The 25,214-nt window shown below is 42.5% G+C and carries 22 protein-coding genes and 4 tRNA genes; 24 read left to right on the forward strand and 2 right to left on the reverse strand.

Annotated features, from left to right (window positions below; all coding sequences use genetic code 11):
• The first annotated feature begins 48 nt into the window (after positions 1–48).
• The 18 genes from gpt to luxS all read left to right on the forward strand — a co-directional run bounded on the left by gpt (position 49) and on the right by luxS (position 17,514).
• Entirely contained in the window at positions 49–513 is a 465-nt protein-coding gene (gene gpt / locus J6836_RS00165) for a xanthine phosphoribosyltransferase (RefSeq protein WP_206084762.1), read from the forward strand.
• Positions 514–697: 184 nt separating this feature from the next.
• Positions 698–1,948, forward strand: coding sequence for an esterase FrsA (gene frsA / locus J6836_RS00170; protein WP_219245939.1), 1,251 nt, complete (start codon positions 698–700; stop codon positions 1,946–1,948).
• 71 nt (positions 1,949–2,019) lie between these two features.
• On the forward strand, positions 2,020–2,421 hold the full coding sequence (gene crl, locus J6836_RS00175; RefSeq protein WP_219245940.1) for a sigma factor-binding protein Crl: 402 nt from the start codon (positions 2,020–2,022) through the stop codon (positions 2,419–2,421).
• Positions 2,422–2,536: 115 nt separating this feature from the next.
• Positions 2,537–3,640, forward strand: coding sequence for a glutamate 5-kinase (gene proB / locus J6836_RS00180; RefSeq protein ID WP_206084765.1), 1,104 nt, complete (start codon positions 2,537–2,539; stop codon positions 3,638–3,640).
• A gap of 2 nt (positions 3,641–3,642) precedes the next feature.
• Positions 3,643–4,896 (forward strand): glutamate-5-semialdehyde dehydrogenase, encoded by a 1,254-nt coding sequence (gene proA / locus J6836_RS00185; RefSeq protein ID WP_219245941.1) that lies wholly within the window; start codon positions 3,643–3,645, stop codon positions 4,894–4,896.
• A 134-nt stretch (positions 4,897–5,030) separates the two neighbouring features.
• Positions 5,031–5,528, forward strand: coding sequence for a shikimate kinase AroL (gene aroL / locus J6836_RS00190; protein WP_219245942.1), 498 nt, complete (start codon positions 5,031–5,033; stop codon positions 5,526–5,528).
• 147 nt (positions 5,529–5,675) lie between these two features.
• Positions 5,676–7,823 carry a bifunctional acyl-ACP--phospholipid O-acyltransferase/long-chain-fatty-acid--ACP ligase gene (gene aas / locus J6836_RS00195; protein WP_219245943.1) on the forward strand — a complete coding sequence of 716 codons (2,148 nt, stop codon included), beginning with the start codon at positions 5,676–5,678 and terminating at the stop codon, positions 7,821–7,823.
• Between the two features lies 1 nt (position 7,824).
• The gene (gene lplT, locus J6836_RS00200) at positions 7,825–9,021 is read left to right on the forward strand and encodes a lysophospholipid transporter LplT (RefSeq protein ID WP_219245944.1); all 1,197 of its coding nucleotides are present in this window, start codon (positions 7,825–7,827) and stop codon (positions 9,019–9,021) included.
• A gap of 20 nt (positions 9,022–9,041) precedes the next feature.
• Positions 9,042–9,545 carry a nicotinamide-nucleotide amidase gene (gene pncC / locus J6836_RS00205; RefSeq protein ID WP_219245945.1) on the forward strand — a complete coding sequence of 168 codons (504 nt, stop codon included), beginning with the start codon at positions 9,042–9,044 and terminating at the stop codon, positions 9,543–9,545.
• 104 nt (positions 9,546–9,649) lie between these two features.
• A complete protein-coding gene (gene recA / locus J6836_RS00210) occupies positions 9,650–10,717 on the forward strand; it encodes a recombinase RecA (RefSeq protein WP_219245946.1) in 1,068 nt (355 codons plus the stop codon).
• A gap of 326 nt (positions 10,718–11,043) precedes the next feature.
• Positions 11,044–13,671 (forward strand): alanine--tRNA ligase, encoded by a 2,628-nt coding sequence (gene alaS, locus J6836_RS00215; protein WP_219245947.1) that lies wholly within the window; start codon positions 11,044–11,046, stop codon positions 13,669–13,671.
• Positions 13,672–13,900: 229 nt separating this feature from the next.
• The gene (csrA, locus tag J6836_RS00220) at positions 13,901–14,086 is read left to right on the forward strand and encodes a carbon storage regulator CsrA (protein ID WP_004264815.1); all 186 of its coding nucleotides are present in this window, start codon (positions 13,901–13,903) and stop codon (positions 14,084–14,086) included.
• 434 nt (positions 14,087–14,520) lie between these two features.
• A tRNA-Ser gene (locus tag J6836_RS00225) sits at positions 14,521–14,613 on the forward strand.
• Positions 14,614–14,624: 11 nt separating this feature from the next.
• Positions 14,625–14,701 (forward strand) — tRNA-Arg (locus J6836_RS00230).
• Positions 14,702–14,846: 145 nt separating this feature from the next.
• Positions 14,847–14,923: transfer RNA gene (locus J6836_RS00235), tRNA-Arg, on the forward strand.
• 91 nt (positions 14,924–15,014) lie between these two features.
• Positions 15,015–15,091, forward strand: a tRNA-Arg gene (locus J6836_RS00240).
• Between the two features lie 186 nt (positions 15,092–15,277).
• On the forward strand, positions 15,278–16,843 hold the full coding sequence (gene gshA / locus J6836_RS00245) for a glutamate--cysteine ligase (RefSeq protein WP_219245948.1): 1,566 nt from the start codon (positions 15,278–15,280) through the stop codon (positions 16,841–16,843).
• Between the two features lie 155 nt (positions 16,844–16,998).
• The gene (luxS, locus tag J6836_RS00250; RefSeq protein WP_206084773.1) at positions 16,999–17,514 is read left to right on the forward strand and encodes an S-ribosylhomocysteine lyase; all 516 of its coding nucleotides are present in this window, start codon (positions 16,999–17,001) and stop codon (positions 17,512–17,514) included.
• A 68-nt stretch (positions 17,515–17,582) separates the two neighbouring features.
• Here luxS and J6836_RS00255 read toward each other — a convergent pair whose 3' ends face one another.
• Positions 17,583–18,869, reverse strand: coding sequence for a CNNM domain-containing protein (locus J6836_RS00255; RefSeq protein WP_219245949.1), 1,287 nt, complete (start codon positions 18,867–18,869; stop codon positions 17,583–17,585).
• Between the two features lie 40 nt (positions 18,870–18,909).
• The gene (locus J6836_RS00260; RefSeq protein ID WP_219245950.1) at positions 18,910–19,701 is read right to left on the reverse strand and encodes a cytochrome C assembly family protein; all 792 of its coding nucleotides are present in this window, start codon (positions 19,699–19,701) and stop codon (positions 18,910–18,912) included.
• A gap of 375 nt (positions 19,702–20,076) precedes the next feature.
• On the opposite strand from J6836_RS00260, the gene ffh reads away from it, so the two are divergent.
• The 6 genes from ffh (at position 20,077) to J6836_RS00290 (ending at position 25,205) form a co-directional block, all read left to right on the forward strand.
• Entirely contained in the window at positions 20,077–21,438 is a 1,362-nt protein-coding gene (gene ffh, locus J6836_RS00265; protein WP_219245951.1) for a signal recognition particle protein, read from the forward strand.
• Positions 21,439–21,574: 136 nt separating this feature from the next.
• On the forward strand, positions 21,575–21,823 hold the full coding sequence (rpsP, locus tag J6836_RS00270) for a 30S ribosomal protein S16 (RefSeq protein ID WP_004264823.1): 249 nt from the start codon (positions 21,575–21,577) through the stop codon (positions 21,821–21,823).
• Between the two features lie 18 nt (positions 21,824–21,841).
• Complete coding sequence (gene rimM / locus J6836_RS00275) at positions 21,842–22,387, forward strand: ribosome maturation factor RimM (protein ID WP_047757188.1); 546 nt, start codon at positions 21,842–21,844, stop codon at positions 22,385–22,387.
• A gap of 38 nt (positions 22,388–22,425) precedes the next feature.
• Positions 22,426–23,190, forward strand: a complete 765-nt coding sequence (gene trmD, locus J6836_RS00280) for a tRNA (guanosine(37)-N1)-methyltransferase TrmD (RefSeq protein ID WP_219245952.1) — start codon at positions 22,426–22,428, stop codon at positions 23,188–23,190.
• 41 nt (positions 23,191–23,231) lie between these two features.
• A complete protein-coding gene (gene rplS, locus J6836_RS00285) occupies positions 23,232–23,585 on the forward strand; it encodes a 50S ribosomal protein L19 (protein WP_219245953.1) in 354 nt (117 codons plus the stop codon).
• A 525-nt stretch (positions 23,586–24,110) separates the two neighbouring features.
• Entirely contained in the window at positions 24,111–25,205 is a 1,095-nt protein-coding gene (locus J6836_RS00290) for a 3-deoxy-7-phosphoheptulonate synthase (RefSeq protein WP_273803286.1), read from the forward strand.
• Positions 25,206–25,214 lie beyond the last annotated feature (9 nt).

Consider the following 25,214-nt stretch of genomic DNA (forward strand, 5'->3'; position numbering starts at 1 on the left):
TCCGCAAGACACATTTCAGATTTACTCAGCAGTCGGGACCCGAATTATATGAGCGAAAAATATGTCGTAACGTGGGATATGTTGCAAATACATGCCCGTAAACTCGCACAACGTTTATTACCAGTAGAACAATGGACCGGTATTATCGCGGTTAGCCGTGGTGGACTTGTCCCTGGTGCACTTCTTGCACGTGAGCTGGGAATTCGTCACGTTGACACCGTTTGTATCTCTAGCTATGACCATGATAACCAACGTGAATTAACCGTTATCAAGCGCGCTGAAGGCGATGGTGAAGGCTTTATCGTCATTGATGATTTAGTCGATACTGGCGGTACTGCACAAGCTATTCGTGATATGTATCCAAAAGCACACTTTGTGACTATCTTCGCAAAACCAGCAGGTCGTCCATTAGTTGATGACTATGTGGTTGATATCCCTCAAGATACTTGGATTGAGCAGCCTTGGGATATGGGCGTTGTCTTTGTTAAGCCTCTGTGTGAACAAGATAAATAAATCTGTTTGTCTCTTAAAGTTAGGTAAAAACAGTGTAATTATAAAGCCTTATGGATTTTATTGATTGCTAGAACACATTAATACCTAAAATTTTTGAGTCAAACACGATATAATTTGGGGAGTGCATTATGTGCATTCCCCTTATTTTTTGGTTCCATTCAGCGACGGTATACAGGTAATTGGGATGACTCAGCAAAATTTATCCGAAAAACTCTTTAAGCCTAAAATCAGACAGGTTGAAACATCAACACTGGTTTCATATTCCGCCCAAACACTAACTCAACTCAAAGAGCACAGTGTACTGAGTGGTTCTCACCATGCGGGCTGGTATCGCATGATTAACCGCTTGATGTGGATTTGGCGTGGAATTGACGCATTAGAAATAGAAGATGTGCTTAGCCGTATTGCGATTTCGAATGCGCCACGAAGTAATGAGAACCAACTCGATACTGTCATCGGTAATCGTTCAGGCAATTGGTGTTTTGAATGGTCTCAACAAGCGATGCACTGGCAACAAAAAGCCTTAGAGTTCGAACAGGGTACTGATGCGGGTAATGCGTGGTTGCGCGCAGCAAATTTATATAGCATAGCCGCTTACCCGTTTATCAAAGGTGATGAACTTGCGGACCAAGCGATTCTTCTTGCGAATAAAGCCTATGATTGCGCCGCTAAATTTTCTCAATATCGTTTAAAGAAAATTCCTTTCAAAGTGGATGGCGGCAAAGAGGTCTGCGGCTTTTTGCATATTCCCTCTCAGGGGCAAGGCCCTTATCCAACTGTGATGATTTGCGGTATGTTAGATAGCTTACAGATTGATTTTTGTCGCTATTTCCGTGATTACCTTGAACCATTGGGTATTGCTATGCTCACGCTGGATATGCCATCTATTGGTTATTCGGTCAAATACAAGCTCACCCAAGAAACCACCACGTTACATGAGCAAATTGTTCGCCAAATTGATGATATTGCATGGATTGACCATACGCGCTTTGGCATAGTAGGAATGCGTTTTGGTGCAAACATAGCGTTAAGATTAGCTTATATGTGCCCTGAGAAAATCAAAGGGGTCGCTGTGATAGGTCCAATTGTGCACAGTTTATTGCACGAAGAGAAATATCAACGAGATATTCCTCGGATGGTTTTGGATGTATTTGCCAGTCGTTTGGGGATTTATCAAGTTGATGGATCTGCATTACGCCACGAACTTAGCTGTTATTCTTTGAAAAATCAGGGCCTTTTAGGTCGGAGAAGTAAGGTTCCTATGTTGGCAGTCAGCTTAAAAGACGATATTTATAGCCCGAAATCGGAAGCCGATCTGATTAAACGTTCTTCTATGGATGCTGATGCCATTATGTTACCAAGCCACCCTGTGTTCGCCAATTTTGAGAAAGCGTTAAGTGAAACAACGAATTGGTTAAAAACAAAAATACTTTAAAATAATTTAATAACTTGCTTATTTTTTCCCATTTGTTAAAAAGAGATCTTCCCAAGAAGGAGATCCTTAACATGGCTTTACCGACTGATTACACAAATGGAAAATATTTAAAAAAATTTGCAGCGATAGGTCCGTATTTAAGAGAAAAACAATGCTTAAATGGTTGTTACATATTTGATAGCTTGGTTGTGTGCGTGAACGCCAACATCGCGCCTGAAAAACGTGAATTTTGGGGATGGTGGTTAAAGCTTGTTGCTACTGATGCGGGCTTTGAGTTTACCTATCATCTAGGGCTGTACAATGGGCATGGTAGTTGGCAGGTTAAAGCATTAAAAGACAGTGCAACCACGGAAGCTGTTGAAAAGAATTTAGTCTCTTTTCATCAAAATCTCAGTAAGCAATTATCTGACCTTGAGTTAAGCCTCTTCCCTTCACCGCTAATGTCAGAATTAAAACTGGAATTAAGCGCATAAATTTGTTTTAGACCAACTTTTGTTGAATTTTGCGTTATGCCTGTTGGCATAACGCACTTCTCCTGATAAAAATGATACCTACTTTTGTTTTATTAATCCTAATGGCAGAAAAATGATGAAAAATAGCCAGACGCTGGTCGTTAAGTTAGGCACCAGTGTACTTACAGGGGGCTCGCGCCGTTTAAATCAAGCTCATATTGTTGAGTTGGTTAGACAATGTGCGCAGCAATATGAAAAAGGGCACCGTATTATTATCGTGACATCTGGGGCAATTGCCGCAGGTCGCGAGCACTTAAATTACCCCGAATTGCCGGCTACCATTGCATCTAAACAGTTGCTCGCGGCGGTCGGTCAAAGTCGTTTGATTCAATTGTGGGAAAGATTATTCTCCATTTATGGTATTCACATTGGGCAAATGTTATTGACCCGTGCGGATCTAGAAGACAGAGAACGCTTTTTAAATGCGCGGGATACCTTACAAGCATTGCTTGATAACGGCATTATTCCTGTCATTAATGAAAATGATGCAGTTGCAACTGCGGAAATAAAAGTGGGCGATAATGACAACTTATCGGCACTTGCCGCAATTCTCGGAGATGCAGACAAACTGTTATTATTGACAGATATTGAGGGTTTGTATGATGCGGATCCTCGCAGCAATCCAGATGCAAAATTGATCCCCGAAGTGTATGGAATTAATGATGAACTTAGAGAAATGGCGGGTGGTAGCGTAAGTGGCTTAGGAACGGGTGGAATGGCCACTAAGTTACAAGCTGCGGATGTCGCAGGCCGTGCGGGCATTGACGTGGTGATTGCTGCGGGCAATAAACCTGATGTCATTAATGCGGTCATTGAAAATATTCCAGTGGGAACTCGTTTTTATGGGCAAAAAAACCCAATGGAAAACCGTAAACGCTGGATTTTCGGTGCACCAGCCGCGGGTGATGTATATATTGATGATGGCGCTCAACTGGCGATTATGGAAAAAGGCAGCTCATTATTGCCAAAAGGCATTAAGAAAATCGAGGGGGATTTCTCTCGTGGCGCAGTGATCCGCATCCGTAATATGGCAGGGAAAGACCTTGCTCATGGCGTCACCCATTATAATAGTGACGCACTTCGAATGATTGCGGGTCAACATTCACAGGATATAAACAAGATACTTGGCTATGAACACGGCTCTGTAGCTGTTCATCGCGATGATATGATAGTGAGTTAATTATGTTAGAAACAATGGGTAAAGCGGCAAGGGCTGCATCATGGCAATTAGCTCAGCTAAGCACCAAACAAAAAAATGCAGCACTGCAGCAAATTGCGGATTTATTAGAGCAAGAAAGTGCAATTATTTTAGCAGCTAATGAAAAAGATATGGAACAGGCAAGGGCGAGCGGCATGACTGAAGCGCTGCAAGATCGCTTGTTATTAACGCCTGAGCGCCTAAAAAATATTGCTGATGATGTACGTAAAGTATGCCAGTTGGCAGATCCAGTAGGCCAAGTGATTGATGGTAGCAAACTTGATAGCGGATTAAATTTGCAGCGCCGGCGGGTGCCATTGGGCGTGGTTGGCGTTATCTACGAAGCACGTCCTAATGTGACTGTTGATGTGGCTTCTTTATGCCTAAAAACAGGTAACGCAGCAATTATGCGTGGGGGGAAAGAAACCCACAATACTAATCTGGCAGTTGTCAGTGTTATCCAAAAAGCTCTGAAAAATAGTGGATTACCAGCAGAAGCGGTACAGGCGATAAATAACCCAGATCGCGAGTTAGTCGCGCAATTACTGAAATTGGATCGCTACGTTGATATGCTAATCCCGCGCGGTGGTGCAGGGCTACACAAGCTGTGCCGTGAACAATCAACGATTCCTGTGATCACTGGCGGAATTGGTGTGTGCCATACGTTTGTTGATGAGTCTGTCAATTTTGACAAAGCGATCAACGTGATTATTAATGCAAAAGTGCAGCGTCCAAGCGCTTGTAATTCACTTGAAACATTGCTCGTCCACAAAAATATCGCCGCTGAATTCTTACCATTACTCAGCGAAAAAATGGCCGAGCAACAAGTTACTTTGCACGCGAGTGAACAAGCGATGCCATTTTTACAGCAAGGCCCTGCAAAAGTGGTTGATGTTAAACCCGAAAACTTAGTCGATGAGTGGCTATCTTTGGATTTAAATGTGGAAATAGTGGCTGATGTGGATGCGGCTATCGACCATATTCGCCATTATGGCACTGCACACTCGGATGCTATTTTGACTGAATCAATTAGCCAAGCAGATTACTTTGTGCAGTGTGTTGATTCAGCTGCCGTATACGTGAATGCGAGTACACGCTTTACAGACGGTGGGCAGTTTGGTCTCGGTGCTGAAGTTGCGGTGAGTACGCAAAAATTGCATTCACGAGGCCCGATGGGGCTGGATGCGCTAACAACCTACAAATGGATTGGTTATGGCGACTTTTTAAATCGTCCATAGAAGTGAAAGTAAAGTTATAAAGCCACACAAGCGAAGTGTGGCTTTCTTTTTTATGGTTTGCTGTGTTTGACAGCGTTTATAAGCAAATGAATAGCTAAATTTTATTAGTATTCATGATGATGGGATGAAAATTAATGTTTTACATTATCGGTCCAAGAGGTTCAGGTAAAACAACAGTTGGGAAATTATTTGCCGAATCTAAAGGGTACCAATTTGTTGATACAGATAAGTTAATACTTGAAAAATATGGAAAAAGTATTGCACAAATCGTAGAGCAACAGGGTTGGGATTATTTTCGCCAGTTAGAAAGTGAAGTATTAAAATCAATTGTACAAGATGATGTGATTGTCTCTACAGGAGGCGGGATCATCCTTGCGGATGAGAACCAAAAGGTGATGCGGGATAACGGCACGGTTATCTATTTAAATGCCAAGCCTGATGTTCTTGCTAAACGACTCGCCGCTGAACCGCAGGCTGATCAACGCCCAAGCTTAACAGGTAAATCTTTAGTAGAAGAAATTGAAGAGGTTATGCAGCAACGGGAGCCTATTTACCGAGCAACGGCTCACCATATTATTGATGCGACTCAGCCGATTGATGAAATTATCGCACAACTCAATAAGTTATCTTAAACTCATTATTGACGAGCATTTTTCATATTAGGTGTTTTCGGATTATGCTTCTAGTGGAGAGCGTTCTGTTCCGTAAGATAAGTGTTACTACGGCATAACAATATTTTGGTAGTATACAAAAATATAATCATAATATAGGGATTCATTATGTTGGTGAAAATAATCAAAGCCATCCTCACGTTTTTATTTCGCGTTGAAGTTGTTGGTGACGCGAAAGAGTTTGATCAAGATAAATGTTTGATTACCCCTAATCACGTCTCTTTTATCGATGGTGTTTTGATCGCGCTTTTTCTCCCTGTAAAACCTGTATTTGCCGTTTACTCAACCTTTGCAACACCTAAAATGGTGAAGCGCCTTAAGCCCTATGCGGATATTGTCCCGCTTGACCCTGCTAACCCATTGGGTATTCGACACCTTGTTAAAGAGGTAGAAAAAGGGCGACCGATTGTTATTTTCCCTGAAGGGCGAATTTCGGTACATGGCTCTTTGATGAAAATTTATGAAGGTGCGGCATTTGTCGCTGCCAAATCAGAAGCAAAGGTTGTTCCTATTCGTATTGAAGGGGCTGAACGTAGTCATTTTGGGCGTTTAAAAGGGATTATCCCGCTAAAATGGTTCCCAAAAATTACGTTACATATTTTACCTGCGCAAATTATCCCGATGCCAGAAGCACCAAAATCGGTTGAGCGTCGTGCACTAGCGGGTGAACACCTTTATCAAATCATGAAATCTGCACGTATGGCTTGTCGGCCACAAGTGACGCTGGTTGAAGAGTTTATCGATAGTGTGCAGCGTTTTGGTCGCCGTACACCATGTATTGAAGACATCGCATTCAAAGAAGACTCATACCAAACATTACTGAAAAAAACGCTAGGGGTAGGGCGTATCATTGAGCGCTATACCCATGAAAACGAGCGTGTTGGCCTTTTACTGCCGAATGCAACGGTGACGGCGGCCGCCATTTTTGGGGCATTGATGAGAGGGCGTGTGCCTGCGATGTTGAATTACACCGCGGGGAGTCATGGAATTAGTAATGCCCTCAAAGCTTCAGCGGCGAAAGTGGTATTCACTTCACGGCAATTTCTCGAAAAAGGTAACCTCACACATATTCCAGAACAAGTGCCAGAAGCAAACTGGATTTACCTTGAAGATTTAAAAGATACTGTAACTTTGCAAGATAAGCTATGGATTATTAAACACTTATTTAACCCGCGTAAAGCCATTGTTCCACGAAAAGCATCGGATGAAGCCATTGTCTTATTTACCTCTGGCTCTGAGGGAACACCAAAAGGCGTGGTGCATAGCCATGCCAGTTTGATGGCAAACGTTGAGCAAATCAAAACGATTGCTGACTTTACGCCTCGTGACCGTTTTATGTCTTCGTTGCCATTGTTCCACGCATTTGGTTTAACGGTTGGGTTATTTATACCTCTGTTTTCGGGAAGCCGGGTTTTCTTATACCCAAGCCCACTGCATTACCGCATCATTCCTGAGCTCGTGTATGACAAAAACTGCACCGTGTTATTCGGGACGTCAACATTCTTAGGGAATTATGCGCGTTTTGCTCATCAATATGATTTTGCACGTTTACGCTATGTGGTCGCAGGGGCTGAAAAACTTTCGGATAAAACGAAGAAAATTTGGTTTGAAAAATTTGGTATTCGCATCCTTGAAGGCTATGGCGTGACTGAATGTGCACCAATTGTCTCTATCAACGTCCCGATGGCGGCAAAAGAAGGGACGGTTGGGCAAATTTTACCTGAGATGGAAGCGCGTATTATCCCCATTTCTGGTATCGAAAATGGCGGTAAACTGCAACTTAAAGGCCCTAATATCATGAAAGGGTATTTACGTGTTGAAGCGCCAGGTGTACTCGAAGCACCAAGTGCTGAAAATGTGCAGGGCGAGGTAGAAGAAGGCTGGTACGACACAGGTGATATTGTTGAATTAGATAATAAAAACTTCTGCACTATCAAAGGCCGTGTTAAACGCTTTGCGAAACTGGCAGGGGAAATGGTTTCCCTTGAAAGCATTGAACAGATGGTCGCCATATTGTCACCAAATGCGAATCATGGTGTCGTGACAAAACCAGATAGTAGTAAAGGTGAGGCCTTAGTCTTGTTTACTACCGATAAAGAGTTAGATAGAAGTGCGTTATCGACAGCGGCGAAAAGCCGAGGATTAACTGAACTCGCAGTTCCTCGTGATATTCGTTTGGTAAAAGAGTTACCTGTTTTAGGTAGCGGGAAAACGGACTTTGTCACACTGAAACAAATGGCCTTAAAGGATGCCTAATATGCAAGAAAGTACGCCAAATTTACCGCTGATGAGCCGAGGAATGAAAGCCGTTTTGGCGTCTCAATTTCTCTCTGCATTTGCGGATAATGCACTGTTATTTGCCATATTAGCGCAACTCAAAGCCGAATTTTACCCAGAGTGGAGCCACCCTATTCTACAAATGGTGTTTGTGTTTACTTACATCGTACTAGCGCCATTTGTTGGGCAAATTGCCGATAGATTCTCTAAAGGCCGCGTGATGCTGTTCTCTAATATATTTAAATTTATTGGGGCGCTAGGGATTTGCTTTGGGCTAAACCCATTCCTTTGTTATGGACTAGTAGGAATTGGGGCAGCATCTTATTCGCCTGCTAAATACGGTATTTTAGGTGAATTAACTGGGGGAGATAACCTAGTTAAAGCCAATGGTGTGATGGAAGCTTCCACGATTGCAGCGATCTTAGTGGGCTCTGTTGTTGGTGGAATGCTCTCAGATATCAATCTCTTATTAGCACTAGGTACATGCGCGATTTTATATGCGCTGGCTGTAATCGCGAACTTCTTTATTCCACACCTTGTGGCGGCGAGACCTGGAAAAGGCTGGAATCTTAAATTACTGGTCACAGATTTTTTTCAAGCATGCCGTATTTTATGGGCAAATCAGGAAAGCCGTTTTTCCCTAGTCGGAACCAGTTTATTTTGGGGGGCTGGGGTCACATTACGTTTTTTATTAGTTGCTTGGGTACCTGTGGCTTTAGGCTTACAAGATAACACAACCCCAACCATCTTAAACGCGATGGTTGCAGTAGGGATTGTTGCAGGGGCTGGGCTTGCTGCTAAATTTATTACCTTGAAAACCGTTTACCGCTGTATTCCTGCGGGGGTTATTATCGGTGTGATGGTGGTGTTACTTTCCTTGCAAACTAATATTATTCCATCCTACTTTATCTTGATTGTTTTAGGGGTATTTGGCGGGCTATTTGTTGTTCCTCTAAATGCTTTATTGCAAGAGAAAGGTAAAGAAACGGTTGGTGCAGGGAACGCTATTGCAGTGCAAAATTTAGGTGAAAACAGTGCGATGCTGATCATGCTAGGCTTGTATTCACTGGCAATTAAAGGTGGTTTATCTGTGGTGAATGCAGGCATTGGCTTTGGTGCAGTATTCACGATTGCGATTGCTGGCTTATGGATTTGGGATCGTGCTCGTAAAAAATGATGTAAAAGGTGGATTACGTAATGGTAGATGAGAAGCAACTCGAAACATTAAGTATTCAGATTGGGCAAAAGCTTCAGGCTCAAGGTAAAACAGTCACGACTGCAGAGTCCTGCACTGGTGGTTGGATTGCAAAGGTGTTGACTGATATTTCTGGGAGCTCAGATTACTTCCAGCGTGGCTTTGTCACTTACAGCAACGAAGCCAAACACCAAATGATTGGTGTGACAGACGCATCTTTACAACAATTTGGCGCAGTTAGCCAACAAGTGGTTGAGGAAATGGCCTCTGGAGCACTGCAAAAGGCGGCTGCCGATTTTGCGATTTCAGTCAGTGGTATTGCAGGCCCTGGAGGCGGTAGTATAGATAAACCCGTTGGTACAGTCTGGTTTGGTTTTGCCCAAAAACAGGAAGATGGAACGGTGTTGCTCACCACTCGGCATTGTGTGTTTCAAGGTGATAGAAATCAAGTGCGTTTACAATCAACAGGTTATGCACTAGAAACACTTTTGAGTCTGTTAAATTAAAAATTTCCTTGATACTGTATGATTATACAGTATAATTAGATCCAACAAATCGAATTCAATCGTTTTATTCGCAGTGGCAAGACCATTGCACTTAGGGAGTAAACATGGCTATTGATGAAAACAAACAAAAAGCACTGGCTGCGGCACTAGGTCAAATTGAAAAGCAATTTGGTAAAGGTTCCATTATGCGTCTTGGTGAAGACCGCTCAATGGATGTTGAAACCATCTCAACAGGTTCTTTATCTCTTGACGTTGCGTTAGGTGCTGGTGGCCTGCCATTAGGTCGTATTGTTGAAATCTACGGTCCAGAATCTTCAGGTAAAACCACCCTAACATTACAAGTCATCGCAGCTGCACAACGCAGTGGTAAAACCTGTGCGTTTATCGATGCTGAGCACGCCCTTGACCCTATCTATGCGAAAAAACTCGGTGTTGATATCGATAATTTACTGTGTTCTCAGCCAGACACGGGTGAGCAAGCGCTTGAAATTTGTGACGCGTTGACTCGCTCTGGCGCTGTTGACGTGATTATCGTTGACTCCGTTGCGGCATTAACCCCTAAAGCAGAAATTGAAGGTGAGATTGGTGATTCTCACATGGGTCTTGCTGCACGTATGATGAGCCAAGCAATGCGTAAATTAGCGGGTAACTTAAAAACCTCAAATACGCTTCTGATCTTCATCAACCAAATTCGTATGAAAATTGGTGTAATGTTTGGTAACCCAGAAACCACAACGGGCGGTAATGCACTGAAATTCTACGCATCTGTTCGTTTAGATATCCGTCGTATTGGCGCAGTGAAAAACGGTGAAGAAATCGTTGGTAGTGAAACACGCGTTAAAGTGGTAAAAAACAAAGTTGCGGCACCATTCAAACAAGCGGAATTCCAAATCCTTTACGGTGAAGGAATTAATACCTTTGGTGAGTTAATTGACTTGGGTGTTAAACACAAGCTAATTGAAAAAGCGGGTGCTTGGTATAGCTATAACGGCGACAAAATTGGCCAAGGTAAAGCTAACTCAACGACTTACTTAAAAGAACATCCTGAAGTTGCTCATGAAATTGACACAAAACTGCGTGAAATGTTACTCAATCACACAGGTGAATTTAGCAGCGCTGCAACAGACTTTATCAGTGATTCTGATGAAGAAGAAACACCAGAAGAATTTTAATTATTAGCTAGTCAGTTGATTAGTCATTAAATTATAGGCGCTGCTCTTATTGGGTAGCGCCTTTTTTGTTTTTTCCAATCGCAATAATCGTTTATTCAACAGTTTTTCTGTGGAAAAATACGCTGACCAGAGGTATAAACATACTTTCAGAAAATATCTAGACGCTTTACAATGAAAGGCACGAATGGATGTAGCTATAATTTTACTTCTATACAAAGAGACTTTATCTTATCAGTCACTTTTTAATCGGAGAGTTGATTAGAGGTGATGTTACACTCCATCTCAACAATTCATAATTCTGTTTCCAGCTTGATATCGGGATAAATATGAGTAAAAGCACCGCTGAGATCCGCCAAGCGTTTCTCGACTTTTTTCATACAAAAGGTCATCAGGTGGTCACCAGCAGTTCGCTAGTGCCTAACAATGACCCGACACTATTGTTCACAAACGCAGGGATGAACCAGTTCAAAGATGTATTTCTTGGTCTGGATAAGAGAGCATATTCCCGAGCGACAACTGCGCAGCGTTGTGTGCGTGCAGGTGGTAAACATAACGACTTAGAAAACGTAGGTTATACTGCTCGTCACCATACATTCTTTGAAATGCTAGGTAACTTCAGCTTTGGTGACTACTTTAAGCACGATGCGATTCGCTTTGCGTGGGAATTACTGACAAGCGAAGAATGGTTTAACCTGCCAAAAGAAAGATTGTGGGTCACCGTTTATGCAACAGACGATGAAGCTTATGATATTTGGAATAAAGAAATTGGTGTTCCAGTAGAGCGTATTATTCGTATCGGTGATAACAAAGGCGCACCTTATGCATCAGATAACTTCTGGCAGATGGGTGATACAGGTCCTTGTGGTCCTTGTACTGAAATTTTTTATGATCATGGCGATCATATTTGGGGCGGCCCTCCAGGTAGCCCAGAAGAAGATGGCGATCGTTACATTGAAATCTGGAACCTCGTCTTCATGCAGTTTAACCGTCAATCAGACGGCACCATGGAACCTCTGCCAAAACCTTCCGTCGATACAGGAATGGGCTTAGAGCGTATCTCTGCGGTATTGCAACACGTTAATTCAAACTATGACATCGACATTTTCCGTGAGCTAATTGCAGCGGCAGCGAAAGCAACAGGTGCAACCGATTTGGAAAATAAATCACTGCGAGTGATTGCTGACCATATTCGTTCTTGTGCTTTCCTTGTTAGTGATGGCGTTATTCCATCAAACGAAGGCCGTGGTTACGTTCTGCGTCGTATTATTCGTCGTGCAGTTCGTCATGGTTACATGCTTGGTGCTAAAGAAACATTCTTCTATAAATTAGTGGCTCCACTAATTAACGTAATGGGCTCAGCAGCGGAAGAACTTCAACGTCAACAAGCGATGGTTGAAAAAGTTCTTAAAACTGAAGAAGAGCAATTTGCCCGTACTTTAGAACGTGGTTTGCAATTACTTGATGAAGAACTGGCATCCTTAGAAGGGGATACCCTTGATGGTGAAGCCGCATTCCGTCTTTACGATACTTACGGTTTCCCAATCGACCTAACTGCCGATGTGTGTCGTGAACGCAATATCAAAGTTGATGAAGAAGGCTTTGAACGCGCAATGGAAGACCAACGTCGTCGTGCGAGAGAATCTAGCGGTTTCGGTGCTGACTATAATTCCTTAATCAAGGTTGATAAGCGTAGTGAGTTCTCTGGTTACCAATATGATGAACAACAAGCAACTATCACTGCATTGTATAAAGATGGTCAACCTGTTGATAGCTTAAATGCAGGTGAAGAAGGCTTAGTCATCCTTGATAAAACTGCATTTTATGCAGAATCAGGTGGTCAGGTTGGGGACATTGGTTTCTTAAATAATGACAATGCGCATTTCAATGTGACAGACACACAAAAATATGGTCAAGCCATTGGTCATATCGGTAAAGTCGAATCAGGTTCATTAGTGGTTAACCATCGCATTACCGCCGTAGTTGATAGCGCAAGGCGTAATGCTATTCGCTTGAACCACTCTGCAACGCACTTATTACACGCTGCATTACGCCAAGTACTCGGTGATCACGTATCTCAGAAAGGTTCTCTTGTTAATGACAAGTACCTGCGCTTTGACTTCTCACATTTTGAAGCGATGACACAAGAGCAACTTCGCCAAGTTGAAGACATCGTTAATGCTCAAATTCGTCAAAATTCAGAAATTGAAACTGAGTTGATGGATTTAGAGGGTGCGAAAGCGAAAGGGGCTATGGCATTATTCGGTGAAAAATACGAAGAGCGTGTTCGCGTGCTGAGCATGGGCGATTTTTCTATTGAATTATGTGGTGGTACGCACGCAAGCCGTACAGGTGATATCGGCCTGTTCCGTATTCTGAGTGAATCAGGAACAGCGGCGGGTGTTCGCCGTATTGAAGCGACGACAGGTGCAATGGCGATTGAAAGTGTTCATCATCAGTCAGAGCAACTTTCGGCAATCGCTCACTTATTGAAAGGTGATATTAATAGTCTTGTTGAGAAAGTGAAATCTGCATTAGATAAATCTCGTCAATTAGAAAAAGAGATTTTGCAACTAAAAGATCAACAAGCTTCTCAAGAAAGTGCTTCACTAAGCAGCAAAGCAAAAGATGTGAAAGGCGTCAAATTGTTAGTGAATCAATTGGGCGATACTGATCCTAAGCTATTGAGAACCATGGTTGATGATCTGAAAAACCAGTTGAAGTCAGCGATTATCGTGCTTTCGACAACAAGTGGTGATAAAGTCAGTATGATTGTTGGTGTGACTAATGATTTGACTGCTAAAATTAAAGCAGGTGACTTAATCTCTTATGTTGCACAGCAAGTAGGTGGTAAAGGTGGTGGGCGCCCTGATATGGCTCAAGCAGGTGGTACTGACGTAAGCGCATTACCTGCTACGATGGCCAGCGTTGAAGAGTGGGTTGAATCACGACTGTAAGTACTTACTAAAGTTGCCTTGTAGAAATATAAGGCAACTTTAAATCTGTTGCGGCATTGTTAATGTATTGCTTGTAGTGCTATATTTTGCTTGTAAATAATTAGAATGCTTGCCTTGATGGCATCAATGCTTTAGGTGAATGTCATAGCTTTACGTTTTCACGGTGTGTGATGGACAATAGCGGGGATACCTAGAGACCCGACTCTTTTAATATTTCAAGGAGCAAAGAATGCTTATTCTGACTCGTCGAGTTGGTGAAACACTCATGATAGGCGATGAGGTAACAGTTACTGTATTGGGTGTTAAAGGCAACCAAGTTCGTATTGGTGTTAATGCCCCAAAAGAAGTTTCTGTTCACCGTGAAGAAATTTATCAACGGATCCAGGCCGAAAAGACTCAACCAGATAATCAATAATAATAAATAAGCGTCCAATGATTGATCACACAGCAAGAATGGACGCTTGTCTTACTACTGTTTTAAATTTCTCAGTTCCTCAATCCTCTTTTTATTTGCTTTTCTCACTTATATAGTTGAGCGAAATGAAGCCTTGTTTACAAACTCCTTTTACATTTGCCTATAATTGCACCAATTAATGCGAGTGAGCCAATAATTTTGAGGTTAAAAACCAATTTTATCCCTCTCTTTTTTATTCATAAAGTAAGTTATTTAGGGGCTGAAAAAGTTCTTTTTCGGTGTTAAACTAATCATCTTGCTTGTGAAATGTGCAAACAGACTGCGGAATGCAAAAAGTTTGGAAAAATTGTTTGACTTCTAAGTCTAGGAAAGTAATATGTGCGCCACACAGAGACGAGATGTTTGAAAAAACAAATCGTGTGTAACTAAAATATGGTGAGGTGGCCGAGAGGCTGAAGGCGCTCCCCTGCTAAGGGAGTATGCGGTCAAAAGCTGCATCGAGGGTTCGAATCCCTCCCTCACCGCCATTTTAGATTATGCATCCGTAGCTCAGCTGGATAGAGTACTCGGCTACGAACCGAGCGGTCGGAGGTTCGAATCCTCCCGGATGCACCATATCAACCCTATAGGGAAACCTTGTGGGGTTTTATTTTGATTCTACTCAATGAGTAATCAGAATAATGCAGTAACGATGAAGTTGATTTACAGAAGTAGATGTTGATAAGAAGTTTGAGAGAGAAGCACGTCTTGCAGTAAACATGCATCCGTAGCTCAGCTGGATAGAGTACTCGGCTACGAACCGAGCGGTCGGAGGTTCGAATCCTCCCGGATGCACCATCTCTTAGCTAATAAGTTAGCGTATCAATAATTCTTTCAGTATAGTCATTCAATAGTTATTGAAATATTCGATATTTATCGACCAAATTTTGCATCCGTAGCTCAGCTGGATAGAGTACTCGGCTACGAACCGAGCGGTCGGAGGTTCGAATCCTCCCGGATGCACCATCATAAGAAAGACTCCTCAACTTGAGGAGTTTTTTTTTATCTGAAAAGTCAATTAAATAACATTTTCAATGCATCTTTTGCGCTAATCCCTCCTAAACCACACATCTAGACAGCGACAATTTATGTGATTTAAGCTAAAGTAATTGCCTTAATAAAATAAATTAACATCACAGGCGGGAGGTCGATTTGATCCCGGACGTATCGAAAGCGCTCTCATGGTTAGAGACGCACCCAGAAACACTCAATGGCATTCAACGTGGTATTGAGCGCGAAACATTGCGTGTAACTCCAACAGGCTCAATTGCAGAAACTTTGCATCCTGAAGGGTTGGGACAGGCTTTAACACATAAATGGATCACGACAGATTTTGCGGAGTCCTTGCTCGAATTTATTACTCCTGTAGATAAAAGTATTAGCCATAACTTGGCTTTTCTCAGGGATTTACATCGTTATACTGCACGTCACCTTCAAGACGAAAGAATGTGGCCACTTAGTATGCCGTGCTTTATCGAAAGTGAAGATAAAATTACTCTTGCTCAATATGGCACTTCTAATGTGGGGCGCTTTAAAACCCTATACCGAGAAGGCCTTAAAAATCGTTATGGCGCATTGATGCAGACGATAGCAGGGGTGCATTATAACTTTTCTTTGCCAACTGAGTTTTGGCAGGCATGGGCTGGTGTTGACGATCCTGAAAGTGAAAGTGGTAAAGAAAAAATTTCTGATGGCTATTTACGCTTGATCAGAAACTACTATCGCTTTGGTTGGGTGATCCCATATCTATTTGGTGCATCCCCTGCTATTTGTGGCTCTTTCTTAAAAAATAGGGATACCACGTTAACATTCGATAAAACCGAATGTGGTACTTATTATTTACCATATGCGACATCCTTACGCATGAGTGATCTTGGTTATACCAATAAATCACAAAGCGATTTGAATATTACATTCAATAAACTGGGTGAATACGTTGAAAGCCTGAAAAAAGCCATTCACAAGCCTTCCCCTGAATTTGAAAAACTGGGTGTGAAAAAGGATGGTAAATACGTTCAGCTTAACTCTAACGTGTTGCAAATTGAAAATGAGCTCTATGCCCCAATAAGACCTAAACGCGTTCCTAAAGGCACTGAGTCGCCTTCAGATGCGTTATTGCGTGGTGGTATCGAATACATTGAAGTTCGCTCTTTAGACATCAATCCATTCAGTGCTATTGGCGTGAATGAAACCCAAGCACGTTTTGTTGATCTATTCTTAATATGGTGCGTGCTTGCCGATGCGCCAGAAATGAATGCTCAGGAGCTTGATTGTTGTCGCCAAAATTGGAATCGTGTGATCCTCGAAGGGCGTAAACCTGGTCAAGTGATTGGTTTTGGTTGCGGTAGTGAAGTGAAACCGTTAGTGGAAGTTGGCCAGAAATTATTTAATGATTTAATTCGTGTGGCTGAAGTGCTCGATACTTGCTGTGGTGCGAAATATCAAGATGTTTGCCATCAGTTTGTTGCTATGTTTGAAGACCCAACTCTGACATACTCCGCGTTAGTCATGGATGAGATGCTAGAAAAAGGTATTGGTGGCTATGGGTTAGAATTAGCTGAAAAATATTTTGAGCAGCTAATTAATGAACCGTATGAAGTGATCACGGAAGAGCAGTTTGAGCAAGCAAGGTTAGCTTCTATTGAGAAGCAAGCGAAGATGGAACAGAGCGAAACTGAATCCTTTGAAGACTATCTACGCACTCACGCAGGACGCTAAAAGAAAGTGGCCACTCAAGGTGGCCAAATAAAAATCTCTTAGAGAATTAGGGATGATAACAAATTGCGCGTCTTTCATTAATTCAGACTTTGCATTTTCAAAATAGTTTCATTTATTTTCAAAATAATTTTTTTAATTTTTGAGGAGGTCACGAAATGCCATTATTAGATAGCTTTACTGTCGATCATACTCGCATGGCAGCGCCCGCTGTTCGTGTGGCAAAAACGATGAAAACGCCAAGTGGTGATACCATCACTGTTTTTGATTTGCGTTTTACCGTGCCAAATGAAGAAGCCATGACGGAAAAAGGGACTCACACATTAGAACACTTGTTCGCCGGTTTTATGCGTGACCACCTTAACGGCAATGGTGTTGAAATTATCGATATCTCCCCAATGGGCTGCCGCACAGGTTTTTACATGAGCTTGATTGGTCAGCCAGCTGAACAGCGTGTCGCTGATGCGTGGAAAGCTGCGATGGAAGATGTCCTAAACGTCAAAGACCAAAATAAAATCCCTGAATTGAACGTCTATCAGTGCGGCACTTATAAAATGCATTCACTGGAAGAAGCTCAGCAAATTGCGCGTAATGTGTTGTCATCAAACATTGGTATCAATAAAAATGATGATTTAGCATTACCTGCGGACAAACTAGAACAGCTTCACGTTTAGTTTTTTGATGTGTTCCTGTATATAAAAAAGTGCCTGAATTATTCGGGCGCTTTTTTTTACAGAAAAAATTATAAATCAGGGATTTGAGAACTAAAAGTAAGTGGAGTGATCCTCACTTGCTTAACCGTGTTTTCATTCATGGCTAGCACTTCAATCATGTAATGACCCACGACAATTTGTTCTTCAAGTTGTGGAATATCCCCAATTACCTCAAGTACCATACCGTTAACCGTTCTAGGACCATCTACGGGCAAATTCCAATCAAACGCTTTATTCAGGTCTCGAATATTTGCAGAGCCATCCACAAGGACGCTCCCATCACTTTGAGGTAAAACTTCTTCAGCTAACGAAGGGGACATCGAAGTCGTAAAATCACCGACAATTTCTTCTAAAATATCTTCTACTGTGATTAGCCCTTGGATTTCACCGTACTCATCCACAATAATTCCCAATTTTTCTTTTTTGTGTTGGAAGTTAACGAGCTGAACATTTAGCGGTGTACTATTGGGAATAAAATAAATGTTGTCTGCAGCTTTGATTAGATTCTGTTTGTTGAACTCGCGTTTTTCCATCATTAATCGATAAGCTTCTCGTACCCGTAAAATACCAATCGAATCATCGAGGGAGTCACGGTAAAGCACTATCCGGCCATGGGGGGAATGAGTTAGTTGCCTGATAATTGATTTCCAATCATCATTAACATCAATGCCGACGATTTCATTCCTTGGCAACATGATATCGCCAACCGTCACCTTGTCTAAATCCAGTATGGAAATCAGCATGTCTTGATTGCGGCGGCTAATTTTATGCTTTGATTCATTAACAATAGTGCGCAGTTCTTCTTTGTTTACCGCATCTGTGCGAGCTGTTAAGGAGCGAATACCTAAACAACGCAAAAGGAGTGCAGAAATCGTATTAAAGGTCCATACCACGGGCATCATAATGATTTGCAAGGGTTTTAGAAGATAGCTGCTGGGGAATGCGATTCTTTCAGGGTAGAGTGCAGCGAGTGTTTTTGGCATCACTTCTGCAAAAATCAGGATCACAAACGTTAAAATCCCCGTTGCCATTGCCACACCTGCGTTGCCATATAAGCGAATACCAATGATGGTAGCTAAGGCGGAAGCAACAATATTAATTAAATTATTGCCAATAAGAACAAGGCTGAGCAGCTTATCAGGATGTTTTAGTAGTTTTTCGACACGAATTGCCGAACGGTTACCTTGTTTTGCTAAGTGTTTTAAGCGATAGCGATTTAATGTCATCATTCCCGTCTCCGAAGCGGAGAAGTAGGCCGACACAAAAATTAAAACAATCAGTATGATGATTAGCGTACTGGTAGACACATCATCCAAAACAAGGTTCCTTATTGCAATGTGGGAAGGTTAGTAAAACTCAAGGTACCATAAACTGTTGGAGTAGACGGTTACCAAAAAAAGCCATAGTTAAAATGATTGAGCCAGCAACGTGGAAGAACAAGACACGTTTTCCGCGCCAGCCACCGTGGAAGTGACCCCAAAGCAAGGTAATATAGACAAACCAAGCAATCACCGATAACACAGATTTATGGATGTTTTCTTTATCAAAGATATTATCCATATAAATAAAACCAGTACATAAAGTCAGTGTGAGCAAAATGACACCCACTTGGGTGATATGAAACATTTTACGCTCTACCACCATCATCGGTGGCATGTCAGGGCTAAACTTTAAGGTTTTATTTTTAAGTTGGTGGTCAATTAACGCAACTTGAAATGCATACAGGGCAGCGATAAGTAATGTGGCATAGCTTAATAAGGCTAAACCGATATGCACAAAGAGCGGCACGCTGGCTTCTAAGTGAGTAATAAACTCACCAGGCATGATTGTTGAAAGTAATAAATTAATGATAGCAAAGCTATACACCACAGGGGTTAGGTACCACGCTTTTCCCCAATAGGCGACAACAGTCATAATCAGGCACATCAGTAAACTTACTGCAGAACCAAGGTTTAACAGGGTGAGATTCTGCCCATCAGCTTCACTAAAAATGAGTAATTTTAATGTGATGGCGTGTGTCACTAACGCAACAATGGCAAGTAGCATTGCCAAACGGCGATAAAGTGGTTGTTTGCGCACTTGGCCTGGAACGATCAGCAGCAGGCTGACCATGTATGTACAAACTGCTATGACTGCAAATACTGGCATAGTATAGTGTCGATATTCATTTTTAATGGAAAGTTATTTTATAGTATAACGTGTACGGGAGCTGGCTCCAACTATTGCTCGAGCCAATCACGGTACATTCGCGAGAGATAGCATTTCATGTACCTACAGTTTTCACTGTTTTCCCAGAAGTTCACGCCATAATAGCCCGTATCATCTGTTTCAAACAGAGGGCAGCGAAAAAATAGCAGGTGTGATACAATCGGGAAAATATTTTTTATCGTGCTTTTTCCTTCGTTAGATTGAAGGTTTGATACTTATAATTCAACTTGTTGACATAAAAACACTTGAAATTAGGTGTATTAGCAACCAGATCAGGCTAAACATCGGCCCATCAACAGAATTGAGCTAAGACATATGTTTGATAATTTAAGCGACAGACTATCGCGCACGTTGCGCAATATCAGCGGACGTGGGCGTCTCACTGATGACAATATTAAAGACACATTACGTGAAGTTCGCATGGCATTGCTGGAAGCTGACGTCGCGCTGCCAGTCGTCCGTGAGTTTATCCAGAAAGTCAAAGAAAGTGCCGTTGGTCAAGATGTTAATAAAAGCCTAACGCCAGGCCAAGAGTTCATCAAAATTGTTCAAAATGAACTGACTCGAGCGATGGGGGAAGAAAACCATCAGCTCAATTTGTCGGCTCAACCCCCTGCGGTTGTCTTAATGGCGGGTTTGCAAGGTGCGGGTAAAACAACCAGCGTTGCAAAACTGGGTAAACATTTAAAAGAGAAGCAAAAGAAAAAAGTTTTAGTGGTCTCTGCTGACGTATATCGCCCAGCGGCGATCAAACAGCTTGAAACCTTAGCCGAATCGGTTGGCATTGATTTCTTCCCATCAGAAGTGCAAGAAAAGCCCGCGGCTATCGTGCAAAAAGCCTTAAAGCACGCACAACTCCAATTCTACGATGTGTTATTAGTGGATACCGCAGGTCGCTTACACGTTGATGAAGCGATGATGGAAGAAATCCAAGAAGTTCATCGTATTATTAAGCCTGTTGAAACCTTATTCGTCGTCGATGCGATGACGGGGCAGGATGCGGCAAATACAGCGAAAGCGTTTAACGAAGCTTTGCCATTGACAGGGGTGGTATTAACCAAAGTTGATGGTGATGCGCGTGGTGGTGCGGCGTTGTCGATTCGTGCAATCACAGGTAAACCGATTAAATTCTTAGGGGTTGGTGAAAAAACTGATGCCTTAGAACCGTTCCATCCAGAACGTGTCGCATCCCGTATTCTGGGTATGGGTGATGTGATTTCTCTGATTGAAGAGATTGAACACAAAGTTGACCGTGATGAAGCAGAGAAATTAGCGAAAAAGCTCAAAACGGGTGATAGTTTTGATTTAAATGACTTCTTAAGTCAATTAAAGCAAATGCGTAATATGGGTGGCATGGCGAGCATGATGAGTAAGATGCCTGGAATGTCCCAGTTACCAGACGCCGTTAAATCACAAATGGATGATAAAATCACGGTTCGTATGGAAGCGATGATTAACTCCATGACGCGCAAAGAGCGTGAAAAACCAGAAATTATTAAAGGTTCCCGTAAACGTCGTATTGCGGCAGGTTCGGGAACGACCGTGCAAGAAGTTAACCGCCTTTTAAAACAATTTGATGATATGCAACGCATGATGAAGAAAATGAAAAAAGGTGGCTTAGCCAAGATGATGCGCGGCATGAAGGGTATGATGCCTCCTGGTTTTCCGGGGCGTTAAGCAATAAAGCCTCAAACAAAACGCACTTTTGATTGATTTTTGTGTCAAAGTGAGTAAACTTTTCGGGCTTTTTATATGACAGCCGGACTCTATCCCTCGATGGAGTCTGGTTGTTTTATTAACTAATGAGGATGTTATGGTAACAATTCGTTTATCTCGTGGCGGCGCTAAAAAACGTCCGTTCTACCAAATCGTTGTAACCGATAGCCGCAATGCGCGTGACGGTCGTTTCATTGAGCGTATCGGTTTCTTCAACCCGATCGCTGCAGGTCAAGCAGAAGAACTGCGTTTAGACTTGGACCGTGTTGAGCATTGGGTTGGCTTAGGCGCAACTATTTCTGACCGTGTTGCACAACTGGTCAAACAAGCTAAGAAAGCAGCTTAATCTGTCGCGGTGGTAACAATGAGCAAGCAAACTAAACTACAGCCACCTGAAAACCCAATTGTATTGGGGAAATTAGGTGCGGCATACGGTATTCGTGGTTGGCTCAAAGTTTTTTCGTCCACCGAGCATGCTGAAAGTATTTTTGAGTATCAGCCTTGGTTTATCCAACGTTCAGGTCAATGGCAACACATTGAAATTGAAGATTGGAAACATCATAACAAGGATATCATCGTCAAGCTGAATGGGGTCGATGACCGCGATGCAGCTGCGCTTTTGACTAACTTTGAAATTGCGGTTGATTCAACCCAACTTCCTGAGTTAGAAAACGAATACTACTGGAAAGACCTGATGGGCTGCCATGTAGTGACGTTACAAGGCTATGACCTTGGTACCATCACTGACATGATGGAGACCGGTTCGAATGATGTACTGGTCATTAAGGCGAATTTAAAAGATGCATTTGGCATCAAGGAGCGGTTGGTTCCGTTTCTTGATGGGCAGGTTATCAAGAAAGTCGATCTCGATGCCAAACTCATTGAAGTGGATTGGGATCCTGGTTTTTAAATCTCCGGTTGAACGGTTTTGATAAGTGGGACGATATCATGTGGATTGGTGTAATTAGCCTGTTTCCCGAAATGTTCCGCGCAATAACCGAGTACGGGGTAACTGGTCGGGCAGTGAAAAATGGCCTGCTAACATTTGAGTGCTGGAATCCACGGGACTTTACCCACGATAGGCACAAAACTGTTGATGATCGCCCCTATGGTGGTGGTCCAGGCATGCTGATGATGGTGCAACCGTTAAAGGATGCAATCAACGCAGCAAGAACTGAGGCTGGTGAGGGTGCAAAGGTTATTTATCTTTCACCGCAAGGGCGCAAACTAAGTCAAGACGGTGTTTGCGAGCTGGCAACCAATGAGAAGCTAATTCTTGTTTGTGGCCGCTATGAAGGCATTGATGAGCGTATCATTCAAACCGAAGTTGACGAAGAATGGTCCATCGGCGATTACGTTCTCAGTGGTGGGGAGCTCCCCGCAATGGTGTTGATAGACTCAGTTTCTCGGTTTATACCGGGGGTGCTAGGTCATCAAGCCTCTGCTCAAGAAGATTCTTTTGCCGATGGCTTGTTAGATTGTCCTCACTATACCCGCCCTGAAGTGTTAGATGGCATGCAAGTCCCGGATGTATTACTTTCGGGGAATCACGCTAAAATAGATAGCTGGCGCATGAAACAATCACTTGGCCGTACCTGGCTTAGAAGACCTGAGCTTCTGGAAAGCCTAGCTCTGACTGACGAGCAGAGGATGTTGCTGACTGAGTTCCAGCGTGAACATCAGTCTGAGCAACAAATGAATCCAGACAATTAATTGTCTAAACATATCAGTTTACCTAGGGTAAGAGAGTTATTATGAGCAACATTATTAAACAAATCGAAGAAGAGCAAATGAAGCAGGACGTACCTTCATTCCGTCCGGGTGACACCGTGGAAGTTAAGGTATGGGTCGTAGAAGGCTCTAAAAAACGTCTGCAGGCATTCGAGGGCGTGGTTATCGCTATTCGTAGCCGCGGTCTGCACTCTGCATTCACTGTTCGTAAAATTTCTAACGGCGAAGGTGTTGAGCGTGTATTCCAAACTCACTCACCAGTCGTAGATAGCATTGCTGTTAAACGCCGTGGTGCTGTTCGCAGAGCTAAACTGTACTACCTGCGTGAGCGTTCTGGTAAGGCTGCTCGTATTAAAGAGCGTCTGAACGCCAAGTAATACGCTTTCGCTACATCCGAAAGTTGAAGGGGCCCGCCTTAGTGCGGGCCTTTTTATATTTGTCACTATATTCGTCATATTTCAAGTTGTCGCTGTGTTGGCTACGTTCAGTCACACTAGTCACATCTATATTCGTCATATTTCAAGTTGTCGCTGTGTTGGCTTCGCTCGGCCACACAGGTCACATACTTATGTATGCTCCCTGCGATGTCCTCACTTTGCCGCCTTGCTACAACTCGAACTATTTAGAATATAGTTGAGAAGTTAATTTCTCAGTGTGTAAATTAATTTTTACGAAAAAAGCTATGTTTTAACTCTACATTGAATATTTAAATGTTAATTTGATGTTAATTTAATTTATTATTAGCATCTTGTGATGATGTAAATTATTATTTACGATTGTGGAAATATTTTACATAAATGGATTGAATTGTTTACGATGCATGGTATGTTATTACCCATGCACTCAAACACAATACGTAAACAATAAACCAAGCAAATATAAGCTAATTAAGTAGGTAAAAAATGATCATGCAAAAAGATGTACTCAACAATGTGAATATTCAAGACGAGCAGGTATTAATCACTCCTGAGAGTCTGAAAGAGAAATATCCGCTGAGTCACAGCAACCTGCATGCCATTGCGACATCGCGTCAAGTTATTGCGGATATTATCCATCAACGTGATCCTCGCTTACTCGTGGTATGTGGTCCTTGCTCAATCCATGATGTGGATGCTGCGATTGAATATGGTGAGCGCCTGCAAAAATTAGCCGAAGAGTTAAGTGATAGCTTATATATTGTGATGCGTGTGTACTTTGAAAAACCACGGACGACAGTGGGCTGGAAAGGCTTAATTAGTGACCCATTTATGGATGGAACATTCCAAATGGAAAAAGGCCTGCATATTGCTCGCGACTTATTGACTAACTTAGTCAATATGGGGCTTCCACTGGCGACCGAAGCATTAGACCCAAATAACCCACAGTACTTAGGGGATTTATTCAGCTGGTCTGCCATTGGCGCAAGAACCACTGAATCACAAACCCACCGTGAAATGGCATCGGGTCTCTCAATGCCTGTCGGGTTTAAAAATGGTACGGATGGCAGTTTATCTACGGCAATCAACGCATTGAAAGCGGCCGCAATGCCACATCGTTTCATGGGAATTAACCAATCGGGCCAAGTTTGCTTATTACACACCAAGGGCAACAGCAATGGTCATGTGATTTTACGCGGTGGTAAAACTCCAAACTACAGTGCTGAAGATATTGCGGCATGTGAAGCCGAAATGCGTAAAGCAGGGTTGGAACCATCATTAATGGTGGATTGCAGTCACGGTAACTCAAATAAAGATTACCGCCGTCAGCCACTGGTAGTTGATTCAATTATCGAACAAATTGTTAATGGTAATGAGTCAATTACAGGTATTATGCTGGAAAGCCATATTAATGAAGGCAACCAAACCTCTGAACAGCCACGCGATGCGATGAAGTACGGCGTTTCTGTGACAGATGCCTGCATTAACTGGCAGACAACAGAGACTGTATTGCGTAATTTACATCAGGCGTTATTGCCTGTGCTTGAACAACGCACGCAGAAATTGAGCAAAGTGAGCTGATCAAGGTAT

The organism is Providencia sp. R33, assembly GCF_019343475.1.
Lineage (GTDB): Bacteria > Pseudomonadota > Gammaproteobacteria > Enterobacterales > Enterobacteriaceae > Providencia.